At 40.0% G+C, this 8,474-nt stretch carries 12 protein-coding genes and 5 tRNA genes; all 17 read right to left on the bottom strand.

All coding sequences use genetic code 11. From position 1 onward, the window contains the following. Positions 1-109: 109 nt before the first annotated feature. Complete coding sequence (rplL, locus tag T391_RS0101310) at positions 110-490, bottom strand: 50S ribosomal protein L7/L12 (RefSeq protein WP_027326823.1); 381 nt, start codon at positions 488-490, stop codon at positions 110-112. A gap of 22 nt (positions 491-512) precedes the next feature. Next, on the bottom strand, positions 513-995 hold the full coding sequence (gene rplJ, locus T391_RS0101305; protein WP_027326822.1) for a 50S ribosomal protein L10: 483 nt from the start codon (positions 993-995) through the stop codon (positions 513-515). 89 nt (positions 996-1,084) lie between these two features. After that, on the bottom strand, positions 1,085-1,789 hold the full coding sequence (gene rplA / locus T391_RS0101300) for a 50S ribosomal protein L1 (protein ID WP_027326821.1): 705 nt from the start codon (positions 1,787-1,789) through the stop codon (positions 1,085-1,087). A 17-nt stretch (positions 1,790-1,806) separates the two neighbouring features. After that, positions 1,807-2,232: a 50S ribosomal protein L11 gene (gene rplK, locus T391_RS0101295; RefSeq protein ID WP_027326820.1), complete on the bottom strand. Its 426-nt coding sequence runs from the start codon at positions 2,230-2,232 to the stop codon at positions 1,807-1,809. 27 nt (positions 2,233-2,259) lie between these two features. Next, on the bottom strand, positions 2,260-2,787 hold the full coding sequence (gene nusG / locus T391_RS0101290) for a transcription termination/antitermination protein NusG (RefSeq protein ID WP_027326819.1): 528 nt from the start codon (positions 2,785-2,787) through the stop codon (positions 2,260-2,262). 28 nt (positions 2,788-2,815) lie between these two features. Next, positions 2,816-2,998 carry a preprotein translocase subunit SecE gene (gene secE / locus T391_RS0101285; protein WP_034583439.1) on the bottom strand — a complete coding sequence of 61 codons (183 nt, stop codon included), beginning with the start codon at positions 2,996-2,998 and terminating at the stop codon, positions 2,816-2,818. 24 nt (positions 2,999-3,022) lie between these two features. Further along, a tRNA-Trp gene (locus T391_RS0101280) sits at positions 3,023-3,098 on the bottom strand. 18 nt (positions 3,099-3,116) lie between these two features. After that, positions 3,117-3,275, bottom strand: a complete 159-nt coding sequence (gene rpmG / locus T391_RS0101275; RefSeq protein WP_027326817.1) for a 50S ribosomal protein L33 — start codon at positions 3,273-3,275, stop codon at positions 3,117-3,119. A 12-nt stretch (positions 3,276-3,287) separates the two neighbouring features. Next, the gene (gene tuf / locus T391_RS0101270; RefSeq protein WP_027326816.1) at positions 3,288-4,487 is read right to left on the bottom strand and encodes an elongation factor Tu; all 1,200 of its coding nucleotides are present in this window, start codon (positions 4,485-4,487) and stop codon (positions 3,288-3,290) included. 93 nt (positions 4,488-4,580) lie between these two features. Then, positions 4,581-4,655, bottom strand: a tRNA-Thr gene (locus tag T391_RS0101265). Between the two features lie 62 nt (positions 4,656-4,717). Continuing rightward, positions 4,718-4,794: transfer RNA gene (locus T391_RS0101260), tRNA-Gly, on the bottom strand. 42 nt (positions 4,795-4,836) lie between these two features. After that, positions 4,837-4,921: transfer RNA gene (locus T391_RS0101255), tRNA-Tyr, on the bottom strand. Between the two features lie 35 nt (positions 4,922-4,956). Next, positions 4,957-5,032, bottom strand: a tRNA-Thr gene (locus T391_RS0101250). A gap of 92 nt (positions 5,033-5,124) precedes the next feature. After that, entirely contained in the window at positions 5,125-5,799 is a 675-nt protein-coding gene (locus tag T391_RS07545; RefSeq protein ID WP_034583437.1) for a tRNA (5-methylaminomethyl-2-thiouridine)(34)-methyltransferase MnmD, read from the bottom strand. Next, positions 5,789-6,754, bottom strand: a complete 966-nt coding sequence (mnmL, locus tag T391_RS0101240; protein ID WP_027326815.1) for a tRNA modification radical SAM protein MnmL/YtqA — start codon at positions 6,752-6,754, stop codon at positions 5,789-5,791. Before mnmL ends, T391_RS07545 begins: the two co-directional genes overlap by 11 nt. Further along, positions 6,751-7,512: a 4-hydroxy-tetrahydrodipicolinate reductase gene (gene dapB / locus T391_RS0101235; protein WP_027326814.1), complete on the bottom strand. Its 762-nt coding sequence runs from the start codon at positions 7,510-7,512 to the stop codon at positions 6,751-6,753. Before dapB ends, mnmL begins: the two co-directional genes overlap by 4 nt. Continuing rightward, positions 7,512-8,441, bottom strand: a complete 930-nt coding sequence (gene trxB, locus T391_RS0101230; protein WP_027326813.1) for a thioredoxin-disulfide reductase — start codon at positions 8,439-8,441, stop codon at positions 7,512-7,514. The genes dapB and trxB overlap by 1 nt, the downstream gene beginning before the upstream one ends. Positions 8,442-8,474 lie beyond the last annotated feature (33 nt).

Below are 8,474 nucleotides of genomic sequence, written 5' to 3'. Positions count from 1 at the left end.
ATAAAGCCCCTGAGAGCCTTAATTAGAAAACCCACATTACTAAATACAAAATGCCCCCTAGAAAATCTAGTGGGCATTTGCGTTTGTTTTAAAAGGAAAGGGTGAAATTTTATTTGATTTCAACCTTCGCACCAGCTTCTTCAAGCTTCTTCTTCATTGCTTCAGCATCATCCTTGCTAGCACCCTCTTTGATTGTGTAAGGAGTTTGCTCTACTGCTTCTTTCGCTTCTTTCAAACCAAGACCAGTCAATTCTCTTACAGCCTTAATGGCATTGATCTTGTTAGATCCTCCATCAACCAAAACTACATTGAACTCTGTCTTCTCTTCTGCGCCACCAGCCGCACCACCAGCAACGGCTCCAGCTCCAGCAATAACAGTAGGAGCAGCACTGACTCCAAACTTCTCTTCAAACTCTTTTACAAGCTCTGAAAGTTCCAAGACAGACAAACTGCCAATATACTCTAATACCTCTTCTTTTGTGATTGCCATTTTTTACTCCTTTCTAGCAATATTATTGTTCTTCTTTTTGTTTTCTCAAATTGTCTAGACCAGTGACAAAGTAGCGTGCCGGTGCAGTCCATACAGATAGCAACATACCAATAAGCTCATCTCTGCTTGGCAATTTAGAAATTGCTTCAATATGAGCAACATCAACAAGCTCTCTATCGAAATATCCAAACTTCAAGACAAAATGATCTTTATTCTCTTGTGCAAACTTATACACAATCTTTGAAAGAGCGATCTGATCATCTCCCCAAATAAAGATGTTTGTGTCTTTAAGTTCAGCCTCTGGAAGCTCTACAGCATTCATTGCGATCTTTGCCAATGTATTTTTTACGATCTGGACTTTAATATTTGCAGATCGAGCATTGTTTCTCAATTGCTCAAGTTGCTTAACTTTTAAGCCCTTGTAATCACAAACAACGATTGCTGAAGAAGCGGAAAAACCTTCCTTAAGAGACTCGACAACTTCAATCTTCTCTTGTTTTGTCATTTTTTCCTCCTTTCAGACTTAAGGACATATATTGGAAATTAAGCTTACGCACCAATAGTCTTAGTCTAAGATAAACAATTCTTCAAATCTTACTTGATCTCCAAGAGTTCTTGAGAATCAATTCGGACAGCAGGACTCATTGTCAAAGAAATAGAACTGTTCTTGATGTATCTACCCTTTGCACTTGCTGGCTTCAAGCGATTGATCGCTCGTACAAATTCAAGCATATTTTCTTTGATCTTCTGTGTTTCAAAGCTTGCCTTTCCAATTGGGGCATGAATATTCCCCTTCTTATCAACCCTAAAATTCACCTGACCACTTTTGGCATTTGAGACAGCTTTAGCCACATCGAGTGTAACAGTTCCTGTCTTTGGATTGGGCATCAATCCCTTTGGTCCCAAGATCCGACCCACTTTCCCAACCAAAGCCATCATATCTGGCGTTGCAATGACCATATCAAAGTTTGTATTGCCATTTTTAATCTCTTCAGCTAGATCTTCATCACCAACAATATCAGCACCTGCTTCACGAGCCTCATCGGCTTTGATACCCTTAGCAAATACAGCAACCTTAACTGTTCGCCCTGTTCCATGGGGAAGCACAACAGCACCCCTAATCATCTGATCAGCATGACGAGGATCTACACCCAATCTCAAAGCAATTTCAACAGTTTCATCAAACTTAGTTGAAGCCAATCCCTTTAAAGTAGAAACAGCAGAATCTACATCATAAGATTTAGCTGCATCGATCTTTTCATTCAAACTTCTTAAACGTTTTGATATCTTCTTTGCCATCTTTTCTCCAACCTTACTTAATCTACAATATCAATTCCCATACTTCTAGCACTTCCCGCGACAATCTTCTTGGCGGCTTCGATATCTGAAGTATTTAGGTCTTCCATCTTTGTTTTTGCAATCTCTTCAAGCTGAGCGCTTGTGAGCTGTCCAACTTTATTCTTTAATGGATTATCTGAACCCTTTTGAAGTTTGATTGCCTTTTTGATCAAATCAGTGACAGGTGGCTTCTTTGTAACAAAAGTAAAACTCTTATCCTGATAAACAGTAATAATCACAGGAATATTGAAATCTCCCATATCCTTTGTCTTTTCGTTGAAAGCCTTACAAAATTCCATAATATTAACACCACGCTGACCCAATGCTGGACCAACAGGCGGAGATGGGTTTGCTTTTCCAGCAGGGATTTGCAATTTAAGTTCACCAACGATTTTTTTCGCCATTATCTTTCTCCTTTCATGATGGGTGAGTTAAATAATCTTTTCGACCTGAGAATACAGAATCTCAACAGGTGTATTTCTTCCAAAAATAGAAACATTGAGTTTAAGCTTTTCGTGTTCCATATCATACTCTTCAACAATTCCTGTGAAATTAGCAAAAGGACCTTCCACAATCCTTACAACCTCACCAGAATCAAAGAAAATTTTAGGTTTAGGAGCAGCTCTATTTTCAACCTTCTCTAGAATATTCTTAATGTCGGATTCCATCAAAGGTGTAGGTTTTTTACTCTCTCCAATAAAGCGTCCAACACGAGGCAAAGATTGAATCATGTGCCACAAACTCGTATCAAGTTCATCAACTTGGATAAAAACATATCCTGGATACAAACTGCGCTCTACTACTCTTTTCTTGCTATTCTTCATCTCAATAATGTCTTCTGTCGGAACAACAATATCCTTTAGGCGATCTTGCATCTTGCATTCGCGGAAAAGATTCTGAATAGCTCTCTTGACAGATTGCTCACTTCCCGAGTAGGTTTGTATAGCATACCAATCCAAACTACACCTCTCTCTTTCTAAGTAAATTCTACAAAATGCTCGACATAGAACTTGACAAAATCAGATCTACCAAAGCCAAAAATAGCGTCACAACACTCACAACAATCACAACAGCGATAAATGAAACTTTAAGTTGTTGTTTTGTTGGAAAAATGACTTTCCACAATTCTTCTTTGGCACCTCGATAATAGCTGACAATTTTCTTTATCATTTCTAACATCTCATTCTTATATATTGGCAGGCCAGGAGGGACTCGAACCCCCAACACTCGGTTTTGGAGACCGACGCTCTACCATTGGAGCTACTGACCTATGATTCGCCAAAGAGCCTTAGCTCTTTAGCTTAACTTCTTTGTGAAGTGTATGTTTATTGAGTCTGGGGCAAAATTTCTTGAGCTCCAGTTTTTCAGTGTTAGTTTTAGCATTCTTTGTTGTGCTGTAATTGATATCACCGGACTCTGAGCACTTAAGACCTATTTTTACTTTCATCACAAAGTCCTATTATTCAATGATTTTTGTTACAACACCAGCACCAACAGTTCTTCCACCCTCTCTAATCGCAAATCGAGTTCCCTCTTCAAGAGCAATCGGACTAATCAATTCAACAGAAATTTTGACATTATCACCAGGCATAACCATCTCTGTTCCAGCAGGAAGAGTGATCGCTCCAGTAACATCTGTTGTTCTTACATAAAACTGAGGTCTATAGTTGTTAAAGAAAGGAGTATGTCGTCCACCTTCTTCTTTTGAAAGGACATAAATTTCACCTTCAAACTTTCTATGTGGAGTGATTGATCCTGGCTTACAGAGAACCATTCCTCGCTCAACTTCTTCTTTCTTTGTTCCTCTCAAAAGAATACCAACATTGTCGCCAGCTTCACCTTTATCAAGTTCTTTTCTAAACATCTCAACGCCAGTAACTGTAGTTTTTTGAGTATCTCTGATTCCAACGATCTCAACCTCATCACCCACACTTACAACACCTCTTTCGATTCTTCCAGTTACAACTGTTCCACGACCAGCAATTGAAAAAACATCTTCAACAGGCATCAAGAATGTTTTTTCTGTATCTCTTTCTGGAGTTGGAATGTATTCATCTACCTTTGCCATCAAATCAAGAATCTTTTGTCCCCACTCACCAACAGATCCAGCCTTCGCTTCTTCCAAAGCTTTCAATGCAGATCCAGCAACGATTGGAGTATCATCTCCTGGGAATTCATAACTACTCAAAAGCTCTCTAACTTCCATTTCAACAAGTTCGAGCAACTCAGCATCATCAACCATATCTTGCTTATTGAGGAATACAACGATGTAAGGTACCCCAACTTGGCGAGACAAAAGAATGTGCTCTCTAGTTTGTGGCATAGGACCATCCGCAGCAGAAACAACAAGGATCGCTCCATCCATTTGAGCAGCACCAGTAATCATATTTTTAACATAGTCAGCGTGCCCCGGACAATCAACATGGGCATAATGTCTGTTTTCTGTCTCATATTCAATATGAGAAGTTGCGATTGTAATCCCTCTTTCTTTTTCTTCTGGTGCATTATCAATATTGTCATAATCCTTTAGTTCTGCCAAACCTTTTGTTGCCAAAACGGCAGAAATTGCAGCACTAAGCGTTGTCTTACCATGGTCAACATGTCCGATTGTTCCAACATTGACATGTGGTTTGCTTTTTACAAATTTTTCTTTAGCCATCTTTATTCTCCTAGCTTTTCTAAAAATTAAAATGCTCCAAATTATAACAAAGTTCGACTTTATTATCTAATGGAAAGCAATATAACACTGAACTGGAGCCCATAAGCGGATTTGAACCGCCGACCTCTTCCTTACCAAGGAAGTGCTCTGCCCCTGAGCTATATGGGCACAAACTCCAACAAAAATAAATCAAAGGGATAATTTCTTAAGAAGAAAATTGGCTCCCAGAATGGAGCGGGAAACGGGGCTCGAACCCGCGACCCTCAGCTTGGAAGGCTGATGCTCTAGCCAACTGAGCTATTCCCGCATAAACACAAAAGCAAATCGACTACCACTTCTGGCTAGAAAGTGGTGGTGAGACGTGGATTCGAACCACGGAAGACAAAGTCAGCAGATTTACAGTCTGCCCTCGTTGGCCACTTGAGTATCTCACCAAATTAGCTTATCACCGGTCAAACACCAAAAATCATGGAGCTGGTTAAGGGACTTGAACCCCCGACCTGCTGCTTACAAGGCAGCTGCTCTACCAACTGAGCTAAACCAGCATCAAAATGAAAGTCGCATTGTATAGACTTTTTATTCTCTTGTCAAGAAAAAAACTATTTTTTCTTCAAAAAATCCAAATTTAGATCCTGCTTTAAAAAACTCGACTCTGCCTCATACCCTCATGTGCTATTTCATAGATTGCAAATCCAGCTCGCTCAGCAGCATCCCTCACGCTGCGTTTCTGCGAATATGTTGTGATGATTCCATTTTCTCGAAGCAAAGCAAAAAGTCGACAAAAATATCGATCACTCCATAGCTCCGGATTTTTATCTGGAGAAAATGCATCTTGATAAATGACATCAAAAAATCCAATCTCAAAGCATTCAAGATACTCAAGAGCATCTCCAATGAAACATTCAATTTTCCATTGATTCTGAGTATATACTCCATGCTTCCAAAGAGATAGTAAAATCTTTTTGATCTCCACTCCATCAAGAAACGCAATATCTTGAGGGTATGTTAGTTGTAACAATTTCTCAAAAATCCCCCCATCCTTCTCTGGACTATAAATCTCAATTTCCCCCTGATATCCATTGGATAAATAGTGCCAAATCGTAAAAAAAGAGTTGTATCCAAGTCCAAAACAGATATCTAAAATCCTAATTTTTGGCCGCAAAAAAAGATCCAAACATCTCAATGGGGGTCCAATATGCTTGCAAAGTGTCTCTTGTACAGCACCATCTCTTAAGCTATGATAGCTCTCTTCATAATCAGTATTAAAAAGCGTATAACTCCCATCAGCGCTAAGTCTTTTCTCAATATTCAAACCCAATTTCTCTCAATTTCTCGCGAATGTAGCGCATTTGGATATTTTTATCAAAACACCATTTTGGAGCAATCAACATATCATCATGAGCACCAGAACTGATACGATGAATCACTACAGATTCTGGTATTTCCTGAAAAGATTGCAACACAAGCTGAGTATATTCCTCAAGAGAAATGGGAGTATATTCACCATCTTTATACATCTTGGCAAGCTTGGTGTTACTCACAACATAGAGTGGATGAATTTTGATCCCATCAATCCCCCAACGCACAACTTCCCTCAAAGAAGCAATCATCATCTCATGACTCTCTTTGGGCAAACCATAGATTAGATGCGCACAAACTTTGACCCCTTTCTTTCGCGTCTTTTCAACCTGTTCATAAGCTCCTTGGATTCCATGTCCACGATTGATCAATTCAAGCGTTTGAGGAAAAATAGACTGAATTCCATACTCAATCCACACTTCTTTCCCCTCACGCACATACCCCTCAAGCAAATCAAGCACTTCATCACTCACACAATCAATACGCGTTCCGATACTGATTCCTACAACATTGGGCAAACCCAAAGCCTCATCAAACAATCTTTTTAGAGTTTCAAATGGCGCATAAGTATTTGTATAGGATTGAAGATAAATCATAAATTTTGTAATTTCAAATTTATCCTTATGGAAATCAGCATGCCAAAAAAATTGCTCTCTCAGTTGAGCAACTTGGGAATCTAAAATAGGATTTTCTTTGAGATCAAAGTGCATCTTCACTCGATTATCTAGGCGATTGATTTTGATGAGACTGGGTGAAAAACTCTCATTGCAACAATAAATACACCCCCCTCTAGCAACTCGTCCATCAATATTTGGGCAAGTAAAACCCTGAAGAGAAATAGGGATCTTTCTCACCCTCTGCCCAAATCTCTTCTTGAAATATCGACCTAGTGTCAGAACTTCCCTCATGATGTCAAAACATCTCTCATGCTATAAAGTCCAACACTCTTATCACAAACCCACTGAGCAGCTCTAATTGCTCCAAGTGCAAATGTTTTACGACTTGTAGCATTATGAGTAAGCTCCAAATATTCTCCATCACAATAAAATCCAACAGTATGGCGCCCCACGATATCCCCTCCTCGCAAACTCATCACCCCAATCTCTCCCTTTTTGCGCTCTCCGATATTGCCATCTCGCCCGCTCACACGCGCATGTTCAAGCTTTACTTGTCTTGCATCTGCACAACATTGAGCCAAGGTCATAGCAGTACCGCTTGGGGAATCTTTCTTGTGATGATGGTGCATCTCGACAATCTCAATATCTGAATCAGGCAAGAGAGAAGCCACTAGTGATGCTAAGTGATTAAGAATATTTACCCCCTGACTAGTATTGGTCGCATACACGATTGGAATCTGCTGTGATAGCTCCCTCATCATCTCCAATGTTTCTTGATCCAATCCTGTTGTGCCTATCACCAAGGGTTTGGGCAGGAGACGACTAGAGCGCACTAAATCTCTTGTCCCGCTAGGATTAGAAAAATCAATCACCACATCACAATGAGTCAATAAATCTCCCCAATCTGATGCGATATGCACACCACTCAAGCGCTCTGTGCCTGTCCTTGTATAAATACTTGCAATCTCTACCTCATCACTTTCCAAAGCAGCTTCAAAAATAAGCTGCCCCATTCTTCCACTATAACCAACTAGGCCAAGCTTCAACACTAGTGTCCTTCTAAATATGACAAGACACTCAATGCTGCTGTCGCCCCATCTCCAGCAGCACAAACCACTTGCTTGGGTGCCTGAATCCTCAAATCTCCAGCTACAAATAAACCAGCCACATTGGTTTTCATCGAAAGATCAACAATCACACTACCTCTATCATCACAAGCACACAACATACTTCCATCTTCTTGCTTCAAAACAGAATTATTTACCTCATAACCCACAAAAATAAAAATCCCTGGCACATCTAGCTTTCTACTCTGACCATCAACCTCCAACTCAACAAAAGTCACACCCATAGCATCCCCTCCAATTTCTTTGATAGAGGCTGGAGTAATAATCTCAATCTTATCATTCTCCTTCACATGTGCAACAGTGCTTGGAGCTGCACGGAACTCATTGCGTCTATGCACAAGATAAACTTTGGAGCAAATTCTTGAGAGATAAATCGCCTCTTCAAGAGCAGTATCTCCTCCGCCAAGCACAACAACTTCTTTATTTTTATAGAAGAAGCCATCACAAGTCGCACAAGTACTCACACCTTTTCCCCAAAACTCAAGCTCGCCCTTGATTCCACTCTTTTTGGGTCTTCCTCCAGTTGCGACAATCACACTTCGTGCCTCGATCACTTTGTCATTTGCCTGAATAATCTGAAAAATATCACCCTGCTTAGATATACGAGTCACCTCTGCCATTTCGTGCTGGAGACCAAAACGAAAGCATTGCTCCTGCCAAGGCTGCATAAAGTCAATTCCACTCATTATTTGAGCAACACCTGGATAATTTTCAATCTCACTACTTCCTGTGATTTGCCCTCCAGGCATTCCCATCTCAAAAAGAGCAACATTTTTCAAACCACCTCTTGTGGCATACAATCCTGCACTAAGTCCAGCTGGACCTCCACCGATAATTGCTAAATCTAACATTTTTAATCCTTTAATAAAAATTATTATTTATTC

Origin of the sequence: Helicobacter pametensis ATCC 51478 (genome assembly GCF_000518225.1) — a bacterium.
Taxonomy (GTDB): Bacteria; Campylobacterota; Campylobacteria; order Campylobacterales; family Helicobacteraceae; genus Helicobacter_G; species Helicobacter_G pametensis.
This window is presented reverse-complemented; position numbering and strand designations above follow the sequence as displayed.